This is a genomic window from Paracoccus shanxieyensis (genome assembly GCF_009711265.1).
Taxonomy (GTDB): domain Bacteria; phylum Pseudomonadota; class Alphaproteobacteria; order Rhodobacterales; family Rhodobacteraceae; genus Paracoccus; species Paracoccus shanxieyensis.
In genome coordinates this window covers 138,305-156,954 of the sequence record NZ_WMII01000003.1, presented here as the reverse complement: position 1 = coordinate 156,954, position 18,650 = coordinate 138,305, and the positions used below count along the sequence as shown (strand labels likewise).

Genomic DNA, 18,650 nt, shown 5'->3' with positions numbered 1-18,650 from the left:
CCCTCCTTACGACTTCTGGAACATGGCCAGCATCCGGCGCGTGACCAGGAAGCCGCCAAAGATATTGACCCCGGCCATCAGCACCGACAGCGCGCCCAGCACCACGACCAGCCACGACCCCGAACCGATCTGCAGCAGCGCGCCGACGATGATGATCGAGGAAATGGCGTTGGTGATCGCCATCAGCGGCGTGTGCAGCGAATGGCTGACATTCCAGATGACCTGAAAGCCCACGAAACAGGCCAGAACGAAAACGATGAAATGCGCAAGAAAGCTGGGCGGTGCAACCCAGCCCACCAGCAGCATCACCAGCGCGCCTGCCGCAAGCAGCGTCACCTGCGACTTGGTCTGCGCCTTGAAGGCCGCGACTTCATTCGCCCGCTTTTCCTCGGGCGTCAGTTCGCGGGCCTTTTCCTTGGGCTTCTGTGCCGCGATAGCCGCGACCTTGGGCGGCGGCGGCGGCCATGTCACATCGCCGTCATGGGTAACGGTCGCGCCGCGGATCACGTCATCTTCCATGTTCTGGACGATGACGCCATCCTTGGCGGGGGTCAGGTCGGCCAGCATATGGCGGATGTTGTTGCCATAAAGCTCGGAGGCCTGTGCGCCCATCCGCGAAGGGAAATCGGTATAGCCGATGATGACGACGCCGTTTTCGGTGACGAAACGCTCATCCGGGATGGTCAGATCGCAGTTGCCGCCGCGTTCTGCGGCAAGGTCCACGATGACGCTGCCGGTCTTCATCGCCTGAACCATGTCCTCGGTCCACAGCTTCGGTGCCGGGCGGCCGGGGATCAGCGCCGTGGTGATGACGATATCCATCTGGGGCGCGAGTTCGCGGAATTTCTTCAGCTGCGCTTCGCGGAACTCGGGCGAGGACGGCGCCGCATAGCCGCCCGTGGTCGCGCCGTCGGTCTGGGCTTCGGAAAAGTCCAGATAGACGAATTCCGCGCCCATCGACTCGATCTGCTCGGCCACTTCCGGCCGCACGTCGAAGGCATAGACCTGCGCGCCCAGACTGGTCGCCGCACCGATGGCGGCAAGGCCTGCCACGCCCGCACCGACGATCAGCACCTTGGCCGGCGGCACCTTGCCCGCAGCCGTCACCTGACCCGTGAAGAAGCGGCCAAAATTGTTCGCAGCCTCGATCACCGCGCGATAGCCCGCGATATTCGCCATCGAGGACAGCGCGTCCATCTTTTGCGCGCGCGAGATGCGCGGCACCATGTCCATGGCGATGGCGGTGACGCCCTGTTCGCGCGCGGCCTCCAGCAGATCGGCATTCTGGGCGGGCCAGAAATGCGAAATCAGCGTCTGACCCCGGCGCATCTGGCCGATCTCATCGCTTTCGGGCGGGCGCACCTTGACCACGACATCCACGTCATTGATCAGGGCGCTGGCAGTCGGTTCGACCGTGATGCCTGCCGCCTGATAAGCGCCGTCCGAAAAGCCGGCACGGATGCCGGCGCCGGATTGCACGAAAACCTCGTGACCCAGCTTCTTCAGATGGGCTGCCGAGGACGGAGTGATGGCGACCCGCGCCTCACCCTCGAAACTCTCTTTCAAAGCGCCGATCTTCACGAAGGCACCTCCCCTGTTAGCGTCTTAACAGGGGCTGCATAGCATTGCGCAACAATCTTTCACAAGACCGTGACGGCGTAACATCATCCGTAAATGCGACGCCGCGTCATGCGACGGATCGACGCAAGCGGTCCGCCGAACGAAAAACCCGGTCGGCGCGATGGCCGACCGGGTTCGTTTTCCATGCAGACCGGCGGATCAGCCGCGCGCTTCGGCCTTGGCCTGAAGGCGGCGGGCATGCAGCACCGGCTCGGTATAGCCCGAGGGCTGCACGCGGCCCAGAAACACCAGATCGCAGGCGGCCTGAAATGCCACGCCGTCAAAGCCCGGCGCCATCGGACGATAGGCGGCATCGCCCGCATTCTGGCGGTCCACCACATCGGCCATCTTGCGCATCGCATCCATGACCTGCTGCTGGCTGACGACACCGTGGTGCAGCCAGTTCGCCAGCGACTGCGCCGAGATGCGCAGCGTGGCCCGGTCCTCCATCAGGCCGACATCATTGATATCGGGCACTTTCGAGCAGCCGACGCCCTGATCGATCCAGCGCACCACATAGCCAAGGATGCCCTGACAGTTGTTTTCCAACTCGCGCGTGATTTCCGCGTCCGAGTAGTTGCGCCCGGCGGTGACCGGGATGGTCAGCAGATCGTCCAGACGGGCGGGACGTTTCAGCGCCTCGATTTCGGCCTGACGGGCATGCACATCGACCTTGTGATAATGCGTCGCATGCAGGGTCGCGGCGGTCGGGCTGGGCACCCATGCGGTATTCGCGCCCGATTGCGGATGGCCGATCTTTTGCGCCAGCATGTCGGCCATGCGGTCGGGCATCGCCCACATGCCCTTGCCGATCTGCGCGCGGCCCGCCAGCCCGCAGGCCAGTCCGATATCGACGTTGCGATCCTCATAGGCGGAAATCCACGGCTGCGCCTTCATCTCGCCCTTGGCCAGCATCGCGCCCGCCTCCATCGAGGTGTGGTATTCATCCCCGGTGCGGTCCAGAAAGCCCGTGTTGATGAAGGCCACGCGATGTTTCGCGGCACGGATGCATTCGGCCAGATTGGCGCTGGTGCGGCGCTCTTCGTCCATGATGCCCAGCTTGACGGTGTTGCGCGGCAGGCCCAGCACCTCCTCGACGAAATCGAAGATCTCGCTGGCGAAGGCCACCTCTTCCGGGCCGTGCATCTTGGGCTTGACCACATAGATCGAGCCGGTAACCGAGTTGCCGCTGTCGCCCCTGGCCAGATCGCGCAGCGAACACAGCGTGGTCACCATCGCGTCCATCAGCCCTTCATAGACCTCGGCACCGTCGCGATCCAGAATGGCGGGCGTGGTCATCAGGTGGCCCACATTGCGCACCAGCATCAGCGAGCGGCCCTTGACCGTCACCTGACCCCCGTCCGGCCCGGTAAAAGTCACGTCCGGGTTCAGGCGGCGGGTAAAGGTCTTGCCGCCCTTTTCGACGCTTTCCGACAGCGTGCCATCCATCAGGCCCAGCCAGTTGGAATAGGCCAGCGCCTTGTCCTCGCCATCGACGCAGGCCACCGAATCCTCGCAGTCGATGATGGCCGACAGCGCCGATTCCAGCACGATATCGGAAATGCCCGCCTTGTCCTGCCCGCCCACCGGGGTCGAGCGGTCGATGACCAGACGGATCAGCAGCCCGTTGTTGCGCAGGAAAATGTCGGTCGGCGCCTCGGCTGCCCCGATATGGCCCGCGAATTTCGCGCCGTCGCGCAGCGCCGGGACCAGCGCGCCATCCGCGACCGATACCGCGTCGATCTCCGCCCAGCTGCCCGAGGCCAAAGCCACCGCGCCATCCAGAAAATCGCGGCCCCACGCGATGACCCGCGCGCCACGCTGGGCGTCATAGCCCTTGCCCTGCGGCAGATCGCCCATGGCATCGGTGCCGTAAAGCGCATCGTAAAGGCTGCCCCAGCGGGCATTCGCGGCGTTCAGCGCATAGCGTGCATTGGTGATCGGCACGACAAGCTGCGGCCCGGCAAGATCGGCGAATTCGGGATCGGTGGCCGGGGTTTCAATCTGAAACGCCTCGCCCTCGGGGACCAGATAGCCGATCTCGGACAGGAAATCGCGGTATGCGCCCGCATCCCATGACGCGCCGCGCTGGCCCAGATGCCATGCGTCGATGGCCGATTGCAGCTCATCGCGGCGCGCCAGCAGCGCCTTGTTGCGCGGGCCGAATTCATGCAGCAAGCGCGACAGCCCGTCCCAGAAGCGTTCGGGCTGGATGCCGCTGCCGGGCAAGGCACGCTGATTGATGAAATTCGCCAGCGTCTCATCGACGCGCAGACCTGCCTTCTCGACCCGTGCCATCTGCCGTTATCTCCTTCCCAAATCCCGGTTTGTACACGGTGGTATGCCAAACCCGGGGGTGTTTCAACCGTGGCAACTTTATAGCCAGCGGATAATGACAGTTTACAAAAACGAAAAAACCGCCACCCGGTCAGACCGGATGGCGGCGATGTCGAAGGCTCAGCCGATCAGTTGCTGGTTGGAGCCGGGGTGGTCGTGCCAGCCTCGGGTGCGGGGGTCGTGGGTGCGGGCGTCGTGGTCGCCGGAGCGGCCGGTTCGACCGAGATCGCGTCATCCGCCGCGTCGGCTGCATTGTCCATCGCCTCGCCCGCAGCGTTCGCTGCGTCGCTGGCTGCGTCTTGCGCGGCACCGGCAGCTTCGCCCGCCGCATCGGCGGCGTTGTTGGCAGCGTCACCCGCGGCAGTGGCGGCATCGCTGGCCGCATCGGCGGCGGCATTGCCCGCGTCGCTGGCCGCTTCACCGGCGGCACTCGCGGCGTCGCTGGCGGCTTCGCCTGCCGCGTCGGCAGCGTTACCGGCCGCGGTTGCCGCGTCATTGGCCGCATCCGCCGCGCTGTCAGCCGCATCGGCAGCAGGCGTGGCCGGTTCCACCGGGGCGGTGGTCGTCGCGGCCGGGGCGGTCGTGGTCGCATCCGCAGCAGGCTCGGTCGTGGTGACGGCGGGTTCGTCGCCGGTCGTCACTTCGTTGCGGCTCATGAAGTATTGCAGCACGAAATAGGCGATCGCCAGTGCCAGCAGAATGCCGATGATCAGCGGCAGCGGCGAAGCGCGCCGTTCAACGGGTTCAACATAGGTCTGGTTGACCTGACCGGGACGATTGGGATCGACGGGATCAGTCCGGTTCGGGTCGTTCGGGTCGTAATTGGCCATCACGGCTCTCCTCAGGCTCATGTTCAGCGCGGGAAAGTCGTGAAGCCGGATGATCCGCAGCCCATCCTACAGCACGACTTGCGACCCGGCTATCCGGCAGTTAACAATCGAGTTTCCGCGTGAGTTCCGCGCCTTGCAAGTTTTTTTTCAGATTGGAGCAGTCGCCATGGCCGCCACCCAATATCTTGCCGACTGGCAAGCCTATCCCTTCCAGATCGACCAGACCCGGCTGACCTTTCATCTGGATCCGCGCGCGACCCGCGTGCTGTCGCAGATCGAATTCCGCCGCATCGCGCCGGGTGATCTGGTCCTGGACGGCGTGGGCCTGACGACCTTGCATCTGGCCATCGACGGCAAGCCCGTCACGGCTACGCCGGAAGGCGAACGGCTGGTCATCCGCGATCTGCCCGACGCCTTCACCTTTCAGGCCGAGGTGCAGATCGACCCGCAGGCCAATACCGCGCTGGAGGGGCTGTATCTCTCGGGCGGCATGTTCTGCACCCAATGCGAGGCGCAGGGCTTTCGCCACATCACATGGTATCCCGACCGCCCCGATGTGATGGCGCCGTTTCACGTCACCATCCATTCCGACATGCCGGTGCTGCTGTCGAACGGCAACCCGGTCAGCCAGTCGGCGGGCATGGCAGAATGGCACGATCCCTGGCCGAAACCGGCCTATCTGTTCGCGCTGGTGGCGGGCGATCTGCGGGCGGTGTCGGACAGCTTCACCACCATGTCGGGCGCGGATGTCGCGCTGAATGTCTGGGTGCGCCCGGGCGATGAACCCCGCGCGGGCTATGCGCTGGAAAGCCTGATCCGCTCGATGCAGTGGGACGAACGGGCCTATGGCCGGGAATACGATCTGTCGGTCTTCAACATCGTCGCCGTCGATGACTTCAACATGGGCGCGATGGAGAACAAGGGGCTGAACATCTTCAACTCGAAGCTGGTGCTGGCCACGGCGGAAACCGCCACCGATGGCGATTATGAACGCATCGAAGGCGTGATCGGGCACGAATATTTCCACAACTGGACCGGCAACCGCATCACCTGCCGCGACTGGTTCCAGCTTTGCCTGAAAGAGGGGCTGACGGTCTTTCGCGACCAGCAGTTCACCTCCGACATGCGCTCGGCCGCGGTCAAGCGCATCGCCGATGTCCAGACCCTGCGCGCCCGCCAGTTCCGCGAGGACGCAGGCCCGCTGGCCCATCCGCCGCGCCCCGATCACTATCAGGAAATCAACAATTTCTATACCGCGACCGTCTATGAAAAGGGCGCCGAGGTCATTGGAATGCTGAAGCGGCTGGTGGGCGACGACGCCTATCGCGCCGCGCTGGATCTGTATTTCAGCCGCCACGACGGTCAGGCCTGCACGATCGAGGACTGGATCGCCGTGTTCCAGGACGCGACCGGGCGCGACCTGACGCAGTTCAAGCTCTGGTATACCGATGCCGGCACGCCGCGCCTGACCATGACCGAGACCTTTACCGATGGCACGCTGGTTCTGGACTTTGCCCAGACCACAGCGCCCACGCCCGGGCAGCCGGAAAAACCCGCCCGCGTCATTCCCATCGCGCTTGGCCTGATCGGCCCGAATGGCGATCAGGTGCTGGACACCACGGTTCTGGAAATGACCGACGCCACGCAAAGCTTCCGCTTCGACGGTCTTGGCGCACGTCCGGTCGTGTCGCTGCTGCGCGGCTTCTCGGCCCCGGTGACGGTGACGCGCCAGATGAGCCCGGCCGATCAGGCGCTGCTGCTGGCCCATGACACCGATCCTTTTGCCCGCTGGCAGGCGGGCCACGATCTGGCGCTGGACGGGCTGATCGCACGGGCGACCGGCGCGACGGGCGGTGCGGAATTCATCCGCGCGCTGGCGGGCGTGCTGGACGATGCCCCGGCCGATCCGGCTTTCGCCGCGCTGTGCCTTGCCCTGCCCGGCGATGAGGAAATCGCCACCACCATCGCCACCCGTGGCGCGGTCCCCGACCCCGATGCCATCCACGCCGCGCGCCGCGCGATGATGACAGAGATCGCGACCGCCTATGAGGCGCAGTTCGCGGGGCTGTACGATGCGATGGCCACAGAGACCTATCACCCCGATGCAAAGGGCGCGGGCCGCCGCAGCCTGCGGCTGGCCTGCCTTGCCTATCTGTCGCGCCTTGATGGCGGCGACCGGGCTCAGCACCTCTTTGCCAGCGCGGACAATATGACCGAACGTCAGGGCGCGCTTGAGCAACTGATCGCCACCGGCCGGGCCGCGCAGCCGCTGGCGGAATTCGAGGCGCAGTTCCGCGACAACCGACTGGTGATGGACAAATGGTTCATGGTCCAACCCCTGCGCGCCGCGCCGGGCGATGCCGTGGCGCGGGCACGCGAGCTGGCGGCACGGCCTGATTTCGACTGGAAGAACCCCAACCGCTTCCGCGCGCTGATTGCGGGCCTGACGGCGAATCACGCAGCGTTCCACGCCGCAGATGGCTCGGGCTACGATTTTGTTGCGGAATGGCTGATGAAGCTGGATCCGGTGAATGCGCAGACGACCGCGCGCATGTCCTCGGCATTCGAGACCTTCGCCCGCTATGACACAGCCCGTCAGGCCAAGGCGCGGGCCGCCTTGCAACGCATCGCCGATCTGCCGGGACTTTCGCGCAACACCGCGGAAATGGTTACGCGCATCCTTGCCGGTCCTGCATGAGCCTGCACGAAGCGCCCTTGCAGCCCGCTTCCATGCGCGGCAATACTGCCGGCATGGAAGCCCGCGAAGACATGCAACACCGTCTTGATCCGCTGATACATGAGCGGGCGCCGTGGCTCTTTTCCGGACGCTGGCATCATAATCTGGCACGCCGCGCGCTGATGTGGTTGCTGCGCTATCCCCGCACGGTCGAACTTGGCGCGGAATTCCGCGACTTGCCCAGCGATGAAATCATGCGCCGCATGAGCCAGCTGATCGTGCGCGATCTGACGGTCGAGGGGCTGGAACATATCCCGGCAACCGGCCCGGCGCTGATCGTGTCGAACCACCCGACCGGCATCGCCGACGGCATCGTACTGAATGCCGTCGTGTCGGCGGTGCGCGATGACATGTTCATCTATGCCAATCACGATATCATGCGGGTGCTGCCGCAATTCGCCAATTTGATCGCGCCAGTCGAATGGCGCGCCGAAAAGCGCAGCCACGCCAAGACACGCGCCACGATGGACTATACCCGCGAAGCGATGGAACGCGGACGCATCGGTCTGATCTTCCCCTCGGGACGGCTGGCGAAACGCCATGGCCTGACGCTGCATGAACGTCCCTGGATGGCAAGTGCCGCAATGATCGCCAAGAAATTCGACGTGCCAGTGATCCCGCTGAACATCCGCGCCCGCAATTCATCCCTGTTCTATTTGCTGGACGCAATCCATCCCACGGTGCGCGACGTGACATTGTTCAACGAAGTCCTGAACAAATCCTCACAACCCTTCCGCGTCACCGTAGGCCCCGCCATCCTGCCCGCCACCCTGCCCGCGCGCAGCGAAGACGGCATCAACATGATGCGCGACACCGCGCTTTCCCTGCCCGCACCGGGCGAAAACGCCGTGAAATTGTCCCAGATCCGCCGCCTTTCTCAGGGCCGCAGAGCCTTGGCGAAACCCAGCACCATCGAATGATGCGCGACCGCCGCGCCCGGTGGACATCTCGCAACATGGGTATTTGAAAAACAAGGAAGATCAGAAGCGCCACGCTCGGGCATTCCTTGTTTTTCAAATACCCAAATCACAGCATCCGCCGCCAGAGATCACATCACCATATCGTCGCGGTGAATCAACGCCGCACGGCCGGGATAGCCAAGGATGGTCTCGATCTCATCGCTGCGATGCCCGGCTATGGCCCGAGCCTCGGTCGCGGAATAGCGGACCAGACCTGCGGCCAGGCGCGCACCTTTCGCGTCAAGAACGGCGACCGGATCGCCACGTCCGAAACGGCCAGCCACGGATGTGATCCCGGCGGGCAGCAGCGATTTTCCGTGACGCAGGGCATCGGCGGCGCCGGCATCGACGCTGATTTCGCCCTTGGGTTTCATCGCCGCGATCCAGCGTTTGCGGGCGGCCTGCGGGTCTGTATCGGGCAGGAACCAGCTGACGCGCGACCCGCTCGCCACCGCTGTCAGAGGGTTGAGGACCGAGCCTTCGGCGATGGCCATGGCGCAGCCGCCTGCGACCGCGGTGCGCGCGGCCATCAGTTTGGTCTTCATGCCGCCCTTGCTGAGACCCGAGATGGGATCGCCGCCCATGGCCTCGATATCCGGGGTGATCTGCTGGATTACCGGCAGGTGGCGGGCGGCCGGATCGGTCTTGGGATTGGCGGTATAAAGCCCGTCCACATCCGACAGCAGCAAAAGCTGATCGGCCCCGCAGGTCACCGCGATCTGCGCTGCCAGCCGGTCATTGTCGCCAAAGCGGATTTCATCCGTGGCCACGGTGTCGTTTTCGTTGACGATGGGCACCGTGCCCAAGGCCAGCAGCGTTTGCATGGTGGCGCGGCTGTTCAGATAGCGGCGGCGGTCGGTGCTGTCATCCAGTGTCAGCAGAAGCTGCGCGGTCTTGACGCCGTGCGGAGCCAGCGCCTCTTCATAGGCGCGGGCCAGACGGATCTGGCCCACCGCCGCTGCGGCCTGCGATTGCTCGACGCGCAGCGGACCGGCGGGCAGATCCAGCACCTTGCGCCCCAGCGCGATCGCGCCCGAGGAGACGAGCACCACATCCGTCCCCCGCGCCCGCGCCGCCGCCACGTCGTCACACAGCGCGCGCAGCCATTCGGCCCGCAGCCCCTGCGCATCGACCAGCAGGGCCGAGCCGATCTTGACAACAAGCCGCTGGGCGCGCGCCAGATCGGGCGTCACGGTTGCCACGATCCGCTGTCCTTTTCCTCGACCGGCTGGCGCGACGGCGCGATTTCCGACCACAGCGCACGCAGCACATCGGTCACCCCCTCGCGCGAGACGCCGGACATCAGATGGATCTTGCCGCCCAGTTCGGCCTGCAGCGCGGCCTGCTTTTCGGCGATCTCATCGGGCTCCATCGCGTCGATCTTGTTCAGCGCGGTAATGCGCGGCTTTTCTGCCAAGGCCGGGGAATAGGCCGCAAGTTCGTTCAGGATGGTGCGCGCATCGCCCGCCACATCGTCCGAGGTGCCGTCGATCAGATGCAGAAGCACGCGCGAGCGCTCGACATGGCCCAGAAACTGATCGCCAAGGCCACGCCCTTCGGACGCGCCTTCGATCAGGCCGGGAATGTCGGCCATGACGAATTCATAGGTATCGACACCCACCACGCCCAGATTGGGATGCAGCGTGGTGAAGGGGTAATCCGCGATCTTCGGCCGCGCATTCGACACCGCGGACAGGAAGGTCGATTTCCCGGCATTGGGCAGCCCCAACAGCCCGGCATCGGCGATCAGTTTCAGGCGCAGCCACAGCGTGCGTTCCACCCCCGGCAGCCCCGGATTGGCATTGCGCGGCGAGCGGTTGGTCGAGCTTTTGAAATGCAGGTTGCCAAAGCCGCCATTGCCGCCCTTGGCCAGCAGCACGCGCTGGCCCGGCTGCGTCACATCGGCGATGACGGTTTCCTGATCCTCGTCCAGGATCTCGGTCCCGACCGGGATGCTGAGAACGATATCGTCGCCCGAGGCGCCGGTGCGCTGCGAGCCCATGCCGTGCTGGCCGGATTTCGCAAAGAAATGCTGCTGAAAGCGGAAGTCGATCAGCGTGTTCAGCCCGCCCACGGCCTCGGCCCAGACATCGCCGCCGCGCCCGCCGTCACCGCCATCGGGACCGCCATATTCGATGAATTTTTCGCGACGGAACGACACGCATCCCGCGCCTCCGCCGCCCGAGCGGACATAGACTTTTGCGAGATCGAGAAACTTCACGTGCGCTATCCTTGGGCCCTGAAAGCAAAGCCGTGGGATACGCGCCCCGCCCGTCACTTTCAAGTCTAACGTGACTTTCACGTGAGAGGCAATTTAGATGGCCCGGAATCCCAAGGAGCCGCCATGCCTGCCATCACCTATGCCACCTTGCTGATCGCCATCACGCTGGAGGTCATCGGCACCAATTTCCTGCAGCGCAGCCAGCAATTCACCAAGCTGGCGCCGACGCTGGCGATGGGGCTGTGCTATGCGGCCTCGTTCTATTTCCTGTCGCTGGTCTTGCGCACCATGCCGCTGGGCGTGGCTTATGCGATCTGGAGCGGGCTGGGCATCGTTCTGGTGTCGATGATCGGATTCGTCGCTTTCGGGCAGAAGCTGGATCTGGCCGCCATCGTCGGGATCGGCCTGATCGTCGCGGGGGTCGTGGTCATCAACCTGCTGTCCGACAGCGTCACGCATTAGGCCCTGCCCTTAACTTTTCGGCAATCAAGGCTAGATAAGGTCGAAAGGAGAGGCGCGATGATCCAGTTCGACAACAGTTATGCCCGGCTTCCCGAAGGCTTCTTCACCCGCACCGCGCCGACGCCGGTGCGCGATGCCAGGCTGGTGGCGCTGAACCGGCCCCTGGCCGAACGGCTTGGGCTGGATGCGGACTGGCTGGCCGGGCCCGAGGGCTTGCAGATGCTGGCCGGAAACGCCCTGCCCGACGGGGCCGAGCCGATAGCGCAGGCCTATGCCGGCCATCAGTTCGGCGGGTTTTCCCCGCAACTTGGGGACGGGCGCGCGGTTCTGCTGGGCGAAATCGTGGCGCCGGATGGCATACGGTTCGACATCCAGTTGAAGGGTGCGGGGCCTACGCCGTTTTCGCGGCGCGGCGATGGCCGGGCATGGCTTGGGCCGGTTCTGCGCGAATATCTGGTCAGCGAATTCATGGCCGCCTTCGGCATCCCGACCACCCGCGCTCTGGCCGCCGTGAGCACGGGCGAACAGGTCATCCGCGAACAGTTGCTGCCCGGCGCGGTGCTGACCCGCGTGGCCTCCAGCCATATCCGGGTGGGCACGTTTGAATTCTATGCCGCGCGGGGCGATCTGGACCGGCTGCGGCTTCTGGCCCAGCATGTGATGGCGCGGCATTATCCCGACGCCAAGACCCCGGCCCAGCTTTTGCAGGCCGTGGTCGATGCGCAGGCCGCGACGATTGCCGGGTGGATGGGGCTGGGGTTCATTCATGGCGTCATGAACACCGACAACATGTCCGTCTCGGGCGAGACGATCGATTATGGCCCCTGCGCCTTCATGGACGGCTACAAGCCCGCGCAGGTGTTTTCCTCGATCGACGCGGGCGGGCGCTATGCGTGGAACGAACAGCCCAATATCGCGGTGTGGAATCTGGCGCAGCTTGCCAGTTGCCTTGTGCCGCTGATGGGCAATGACGACGCGGCGGTGGCCGAGGCCACGCGCATCGTTCACAGTTTCCCCGAGATCTACAAGGCCGAGGGGCATCGCCGCTTTGCCGCCAAGCTGGGCATCAGCACACCGCGCCCCGAGGATCAGGCGCTGATCGACCGGCTTCTGGACCTGATGGCGGCCGGGCGGGCGGATTTCACCCGCGTCTTTGCCGGGCTGTCGGACGGCACGGCGCGCGACGAATTCACCGACCGTGACGGCTATGATCTGTGGGCGCGCGACTGGCAGGCCCGCATTCAGGGTCTGGCCGATGCACCTGCCGTCATGGCGCGGGCCAATCCGCGCCGCATTCCGCGCAATCACCGGATCGAGCAGGCGATTGCCGCCGCCCGCGACGATGGGGATTTCACGCTGTTTCACCGGCTGGATGCCGCCTTGCGCGACCCCTTTACCGACCGCGCAGAATGGGATGATCTGGCGCAGGCGCCATTGGCCGATGAAATCGTCCAGCGCACCTTCTGTGGCACCTGAGGGCTTATGCGACACGACAGCCTGCGACTGGCCAGCTATAACCTGCACAAATGCCGCGGCATGACCGGGCCCTATGCGCCTGAACGCAACTTCAAGGTCATCGCCGATCTGGGCGCCGATGTGATCGCCCTGCAAGAGGTCGATTTCCGCATGGGCACCCGCCCCGAAGCCCTGCCCCGCGCCCAGATCCAGGAGGCGACGGGCATGGTCCCCGCCGCCTTCTATGGCACGGGCGAAAATTCGCTGGGCTGGCACGGGCAGACCATCCTGATGCGTCCCGAACTGATGCAGGGCGCGCAGGTCCGCCGCCTGCCCCTGCCGGGGATCGAGCCGCGCGGCGCGCTGGCGCTGCATCTGCCCGGCATCACCATCGTTGCGGTGCATCTGGGACTGGTGCGGTCGTCGCGGCGGGCGCAGTTGAAGCGGATCATCGAACAGGCCCGCCGCATGGGCCGCGACGACCGGCTGGTGCTGACCGGCGATTTCAACGAATGGCACGACAATCGCGGGCTCGAGGCGCTAGAGCCGATGCAGGTCATCGCCCCCGGCCCCAGCTGGCCCGCGCCCTTCCCCCGCCTGCGCTATGACCGCATCGCGGTGTCGCATGGCATCGAAGTCACCGGCCATGGCGTCTGGAACAGCCAGATCGCGCGCCTTGCCTCGGATCACCTGCCGATCTGGGCCGATATCCGGCTTCAGCCGCGCAGCGCGGCCAGCGGCGCCGGAAATTTGCGGCCTGTCAGCGATAACGGCCCGGAATGACGCTTTTCCGCACCTGCGAAGGTCGCTAAACAACCCTCAACCATTGTCACGAGAGGGACGGACATGACCGCCATCATCGACATTTTCGCACGCGAGATCCTGGACAGCCGCGGCAACCCGACCGTCGAGGTCGATGTCACGCTGGAAGACGGCACCATGGGCCGCGCCGCCGTGCCCTCGGGCGCCTCGACCGGCGCGCATGAAGCGGTGGAAAAGCGCGACGGCGACAAATCGCGCTATATGGGCAAGGGCGTGCTGGAAGCCGTCAGCGCCGTGAACGGTGAAATCGCCGAGAACCTGATCGGCGAAGATGTGACCGACCAGATCGGCATCGACCGCGCCATGATCGATCTGGACGGCACCCACAACAAGGGCCGTCTGGGCGCGAACGCCATTCTAGGTGTGTCGCTGGCCGTGGCGAAAGCCGCAGCCGAAGCCAGCGCGCAGCCGCTTTACCGCTATGTCGGCGGCACGGGCGCGCGCATCCTGCCGGTGCCGATGATGAACATCATCAATGGCGGCGAACATGCCGACAACCCGATCGACATTCAGGAATTCATGATCATGCCGGTTTCGGCGGAAAACATCCGCGACGCCGTGCGCATGGGTTCGGAAGTGTTCCACACGCTGAAAAAGGAACTGTCGGCGGCGGGCCTGTCCACCGGCATCGGCGATGAGGGCGGCTTTGCGCCGAACCTTTCCAGCACCCGCGACGCGCTGGATTTCGTGCTGAAGGCCATCGAAAAGGCCGGCTACCGCCCCGGCGACGATATCATGCTGGCGCTTGACTGCGCCTCGACCGAATATTTCAAGGGCGGCAAGTATGAGATGAAGGGCGAAGGGAAATCCCTGACCCCCGCCGAAAACGTCGATTATCTGAAGGCGCTGTGCGATGCCTATCCGATCCTGTCGATCGAGGACGGCTGTTCGGAAGACGACTGGGAAGGCTGGAAGCTTCTGACCGACACGCTGGGCGACCGCGTGCAACTGGTGGGCGACGATCTGTTCGTGACGAACCCCGCCCGTCTGGCCGAAGGCATCGCCAAGGGCTGCGGCAACTCGCTGCTGGTCAAGGTCAACCAGATCGGCACCCTGACCGAGACGCTGGACGCCGTGCGCATGGCCGACCGTGCCGGTTATACCTCGGTCATGTCGCACCGTTCGGGCGAAACCGAGGACGCGACCATCGCCGATCTGGCGGTGGCGACCAATTGCGGCCAGATCAAGACCGGTTCGCTGGCGCGGTCGGACCGGCTGGCGAAATACAACCAGCTGATCCGCATCGAAGAGGCGCTGGGTGCCTCGGCCGAATATGCGGGCCGTTCGATCCTGCGCGGCTGATCTTTCGGGACATGTTGAAAAGGGCGGCCTTCGGGCCGCCCTTTGTCATATCCACCAGCGATGGGTCAGCGCAAAGGCCCCCAAGGCCAGCCGCTTGCGGAATTCCGACGGGCTGGTCTGGGCCAGGGCCTCGATCCCCTGCGGCGCGGCGCGCAGCACCGGCCGGACGCCCGCCCCGGCAAACAGCACCGGCGCCAGACGGCGCGGCACAAGACGGCGCTGCCCGCGCGCATGATCCAGCCGCGCGGTGGCGCGGGCGGCCAGATCCGCCAGCACCTCCGGCGCGGGATCCCAAAGGCCAAGCCCGATGCCCTGCAAGGCGGGCAAGGCGGCCAGCCAGTTGGCGATGCCCACCCCTTCGGCCTGCGCGGCAAGGACGGGCATCGCCGCCTTCGGCCCATCAAGGGCCTCGGCGGCGAATTCGGCCAGCGGCACGGCAGTCGCGCGGACATAATCGCCGACCGCCTGCGGCCCGTCATGCGGCTCGCGCAGGGTGTCGCGGCGGCGGGGGTCGGCAAGCACGGCAAAACCGGCGGCGCGCGGCCCCCAGGCTTCGGCCAGGGGCGTCAGTAATTCATGCGATTGCGACTTGCCCGCGCCGATATCCTCAAGCCGTTCGACCCACCATTGCAGGCGCATCTCGGCGATCAGCGGCTCATTCGAGGCAAGGGGCGCGCGGGCCAGTTCCAGATTCAGCGCAAACAACGTCAGCAGCTTCGCCCGCGCCTCGGCGGGGGCCAGCAGACAGATGCCGAAGCGGTCCGGGTCATGCTCGCGCAGCGTGTCGGCGCACAGATCAAGGCTCATGCCGCGCCGATCCCGTCGCGGATCAGCTTCCAGCGGATCGCCTCGACCAGCGCCTCGAAACTGGCATCGACGATGTTGGGCGACACGCCCACGGTGGACCAGCGGCGGCCCTGATGATCGGCGCTTTCGATATTGACGCGCGTCGTCGCCTCGACCCCCGCGCCGGTGATGCGGACGCGGAAATCGGTCAGGTGCATGTCGCTGATCGCCGCCTGATAGGGACCAAGATCCTTGGCCAGCGCCCGCCACAGCGCGTTGACCGGGCCCAGATCGTCGCCTTCGGGGCCGATGCTTTCGCTGACCGACAGCATCCGCTGCCCGCCGATCTGCACCACGACCACGGCTTCCGATACCGAGATGCGTTTGCCCAAGGCATTCTTGCGTCGTTCGATGGTGACGCGGTAACGCTCGACATCGAAGAAATGCTGCATCCGGCCCAGCTCGGTCAAAGCCAGCAGCTCGAAACTGGCCTGCGCGCCGTCATAGGCATAGCCGGCATCCTCGCGCGTCTTGACCAGATCAAGGATGCGCGGCAGGGCCGGATCGTCGCGGCTGACGATGATGCCCGCCTCGGCCAGACGGGCGCGCAGGTTCGACTGGCCCGCCTGATTGGACATCGGAATGACGCGCTCATTGCCGACAAGGCTTGGGTCGATATGTTCATAGGTCGCGGGGTTTTTGACGATCGCGCTGGCATGCAGCCCGGCCTTGTGCGCAAAGGCCGAGGTTCCGGCATAGGGCGCGGCGCGGCTGGGCGCGCGGTTCAGGATCTCATCCAGCCTGCGAGAGATTCGGGTCAGCCCGGCCAGCCCCTGCAAGCCGGTGGTGAAGGCCGAGGCATAGGGCTGTTTCAACAGCAGCGTCGGGATCAGCGTCGTCAGGCTGGCATTGCCGCAGCGTTCGCCCAGACCGTTCAGCGTGCCTTGGATCTGGCGCGCGCGCGCATCGATGGCGGCCAGCGTGCAGGCAACGGCATTGCCGGTATCGTCATGGCAATGGATCCCCAGACGGTCGCCGGGCACGCCCGCCGCGATGACCTGCTGCGTGATCTGGCCCACCTGCCCCGGCAGCGTGCCGCCATTGGTGTCGCACAGCACCACCCAGCGCGCGCCCGCATCCAGCGCCGCGTGCAGACAGGACAGCGCATAATCGGCATCATCGGCATAGCCATCGAAGAAATGCTCGGCATCAAAGATCGCCTCGCGGCCCGCCGCCACCACATGCGCGACCGAGGCGCGGATATTCTCCAGATTATCCTGCAGCGAAATCCCCAGCGCCTCATGGACATGGAACGGATGCGTCTTGCCGACCAGACAGACCGCGCCCGTCCCGGCATCCAGCACCGCCGCCAGCACATCGTCATTCTGCGCCGAGCGGCCTGCCCGCTTGGTCATGCCAAAGGCGGTCATCATGGCGCGGGTGGCGGGCGCCGAGGCGAAGAAATCACTGTCCGTCGGGTTCGCCCCTGGCCAGCCGCCTTCGATGTAATCGACGCCAAGCGCATCCAGCATCTGCGCGATCTCGGCCTTTTCATCGGCCGAGAACTGCACGCCCTGCGTCTGCTGCCCGTCGCGCAGGGTGGTGTCGTAAAGATACAGCCGCTGGGTCACAGCAGCGCCCCAAGCGCCACCACGTCCAGACGCGGACCCGCGATCAGCTCGACCCCGGCCTTGGACATGCGCACCTCGACCCCGGCGCCGGTCAGTGCGGCTTTCAGCGCGTCCACGCCGGAAAAGTCCTTGCTGTCCATCGCCGCGCTGCGCAGATCGCCCAGCTTCTGCGTCAGCTTCGCCAGCGCTTCGGGAACCGAAAAGGTGACATTGGCAATGCTGGCAAGGTCATGCTGCATCCAGTCGCCCATATCTTCCTGCAGCAGCCCCATGAACCGGGCCGAGGCCAGCAGCGCCGCCGGGTCGTCCTTCAGCGTATACAGCACCGAAATCGCCCCCGCCGTGTTCAGGTCATCGGCCAGCGCCTCGATCACGCGCGGATCGGGGGCCGAGGGCGTCACGCCCTTGGTCAGCACGCGCCATTGCCACAGCGTATCCTCGGCCGCCTGCGCCTTTTCAGCGGTCCAGTCCATCGGCTTGCGGTAATGCGTCGACAGCAGCACGAAGCGGATCACCTCGCCCGGAACGCGCTTTTCCAACAGATCGCGGACGGTGAAGAAATTGCCCAGCGACTTGGACATCTTCTTGCCTTCGACCTGCAGCATCTCATTGTGCAGCCAGATGCGGGCAAATTCGCCATGCGGATGGGCGCAGCAGCTTTGCGCGATCTCATTCTCATGATGCGGGAATTGCAGGTCGATGCCGCCTGCATGGATGTCGAAGCTTTCGCCCAGCAATTCATGCGCCATGGCCGAGCATTCGATATGCCAGCCCGGACGCCCGCGGCCCCAGGGGCTGTCCCAGCCGGGCAGCCCGTCATCCGAGGGCTTCCACAGCACGAAATCCATCGGGTCTTCCTTGAAGGGTGCCACCTCGACCCGCGCGCCCGCGATCATGTCATCGACCGACCGGCCCGAAAGCTGGCCATAATCCTTGTAGCTGCGCACGCGGAACAGCGCGTGGCCGTCGCGGGCATAGGCATGGCCGCCCTCGATCAATTGCTGGATCATTGCGATCATCTGCGGGATGAAATCGGTGGCGCGCGGCTCATGGTCGGGGCGCAGGGCTGCCAGCGCGTCCATATCGGCGTGATACCATTCGATCGTCTCGGCGGTGCGTTCGCGGATCAGCTCTTCAAGCGAGCCGGGCGCGCCCATCTGCTGACGTTGCAGGGCGGTCGCGTTGATCTTGTCATCGACATCGGTGAAGTTGCGCACATAGGTCACATGATCCGCGCCAAAGACGTGATGCAGCAGGCGCACCAGCATGTCGATCACCACCACGGGCCGCGCGTTGCCCAGATGCGCGCGGTCATAGACCGTCGGGCCGCACAGATAGATGCGGATGTTCCGGGGGTCGATGGGCTGGAAGGCCTGCTTCCCGCGCGTCTTGGTATTTGTCAGTCTGATCTCGACCATAACTTCCCTCGGACTATGCCCCTGACGCGGGCGCATTGGTCACGAAGGAACGCCCGCCTGACTTTTTCAG

General features: G+C 65.2%; 14 protein-coding genes. 6 read left to right on the top strand and 8 right to left on the bottom strand.

Features of this window, described 5'->3' with window-relative positions; all coding sequences use genetic code 11:
- Positions 1-6 precede the first annotated feature (6 nt).
- The 3 genes from GL284_RS04320 to GL284_RS04310 all read right to left on the bottom strand — a co-directional run bounded on the left by GL284_RS04320 (position 7) and on the right by GL284_RS04310 (position 4,787).
- The gene (locus GL284_RS04320) at positions 7-1,581 is read right to left on the bottom strand and encodes a Re/Si-specific NAD(P)(+) transhydrogenase subunit alpha (protein WP_341870278.1); all 1,575 of its coding nucleotides are present in this window, start codon (positions 1,579-1,581) and stop codon (positions 7-9) included.
- Positions 1,582-1,779: 198 nt separating this feature from the next.
- Positions 1,780-3,918, bottom strand: coding sequence for a malate synthase G (locus GL284_RS04315; protein ID WP_155043415.1), 2,139 nt, complete (start codon positions 3,916-3,918; stop codon positions 1,780-1,782).
- A 167-nt stretch (positions 3,919-4,085) separates the two neighbouring features.
- A complete protein-coding gene (locus GL284_RS04310; RefSeq protein WP_155043414.1) occupies positions 4,086-4,787 on the bottom strand; it encodes a hypothetical protein in 702 nt (233 codons plus the stop codon).
- A 166-nt stretch (positions 4,788-4,953) separates the two neighbouring features.
- On the opposite strand from GL284_RS04310, the gene pepN reads away from it, so the two are divergent.
- Together pepN and GL284_RS04300 are read left to right on the top strand one after the other, a co-directional pair.
- A complete protein-coding gene (gene pepN, locus GL284_RS04305; protein WP_155043413.1) occupies positions 4,954-7,485 on the top strand; it encodes an aminopeptidase N in 2,532 nt (843 codons plus the stop codon).
- A 71-nt stretch (positions 7,486-7,556) separates the two neighbouring features.
- Positions 7,557-8,444 (top strand): 1-acyl-sn-glycerol-3-phosphate acyltransferase, encoded by an 888-nt coding sequence (locus GL284_RS04300; protein WP_230382901.1) that lies wholly within the window; start codon positions 7,557-7,559, stop codon positions 8,442-8,444.
- A 128-nt stretch (positions 8,445-8,572) separates the two neighbouring features.
- On the opposite strand, the gene proB is transcribed toward GL284_RS04300, so the two are convergent.
- Both proB and obgE read right to left on the bottom strand, forming a co-directional pair.
- Positions 8,573-9,676, bottom strand: a complete 1,104-nt coding sequence (gene proB / locus GL284_RS04295; RefSeq protein WP_425274166.1) for a glutamate 5-kinase — start codon at positions 9,674-9,676, stop codon at positions 8,573-8,575.
- Positions 9,673-10,704: a GTPase ObgE gene (obgE, locus tag GL284_RS04290; RefSeq protein ID WP_341870276.1), complete on the bottom strand. Its 1,032-nt coding sequence runs from the start codon at positions 10,702-10,704 to the stop codon at positions 9,673-9,675. The genes proB and obgE overlap by 4 nt, the downstream gene beginning before the upstream one ends.
- A gap of 123 nt (positions 10,705-10,827) precedes the next feature.
- Here obgE and GL284_RS04285 point away from each other — a divergent pair, with 123 nt between their 5' ends.
- The 4 genes from GL284_RS04285 (at position 10,828) to eno (ending at position 14,745) form a co-directional block, all read left to right on the top strand.
- On the top strand, positions 10,828-11,166 hold the full coding sequence (locus tag GL284_RS04285; RefSeq protein WP_155043411.1) for a DMT family transporter: 339 nt from the start codon (positions 10,828-10,830) through the stop codon (positions 11,164-11,166).
- Between the two features lie 57 nt (positions 11,167-11,223).
- Entirely contained in the window at positions 11,224-12,642 is a 1,419-nt protein-coding gene (locus GL284_RS04280; RefSeq protein WP_155043410.1) for a protein adenylyltransferase SelO, read from the top strand.
- 6 nt (positions 12,643-12,648) lie between these two features.
- Positions 12,649-13,404, top strand: a complete 756-nt coding sequence (locus tag GL284_RS04275) for an endonuclease/exonuclease/phosphatase family protein (protein WP_230382900.1) — start codon at positions 12,649-12,651, stop codon at positions 13,402-13,404.
- Positions 13,405-13,467: 63 nt separating this feature from the next.
- Entirely contained in the window at positions 13,468-14,745 is a 1,278-nt protein-coding gene (gene eno, locus GL284_RS04270) for a phosphopyruvate hydratase (protein ID WP_155043409.1), read from the top strand.
- A gap of 45 nt (positions 14,746-14,790) precedes the next feature.
- Here the strand turns inward: eno and GL284_RS04265 are convergent, their stop codons facing one another.
- Genes GL284_RS04265 through cysS form a run of 3 tightly spaced genes read right to left on the bottom strand, consistent with a single transcriptional unit; the run spans position 14,791 to position 18,580 of the window.
- Positions 14,791-15,552: a squalene/phytoene synthase family protein gene (locus GL284_RS04265; protein WP_155043408.1), complete on the bottom strand. Its 762-nt coding sequence runs from the start codon at positions 15,550-15,552 to the stop codon at positions 14,791-14,793.
- Positions 15,549-17,162, bottom strand: coding sequence for a citramalate synthase (gene cimA, locus GL284_RS04260; protein ID WP_341870275.1), 1,614 nt, complete (start codon positions 17,160-17,162; stop codon positions 15,549-15,551). Before cimA ends, GL284_RS04265 begins: the two co-directional genes overlap by 4 nt.
- Positions 17,159-18,580 carry a cysteine--tRNA ligase gene (cysS, locus tag GL284_RS04255; protein WP_155043407.1) on the bottom strand — a complete coding sequence of 474 codons (1,422 nt, stop codon included), beginning with the start codon at positions 18,578-18,580 and terminating at the stop codon, positions 17,159-17,161. Before cysS ends, cimA begins: the two co-directional genes overlap by 4 nt.
- Positions 18,581-18,650: the final 70 nt, after the last annotated feature.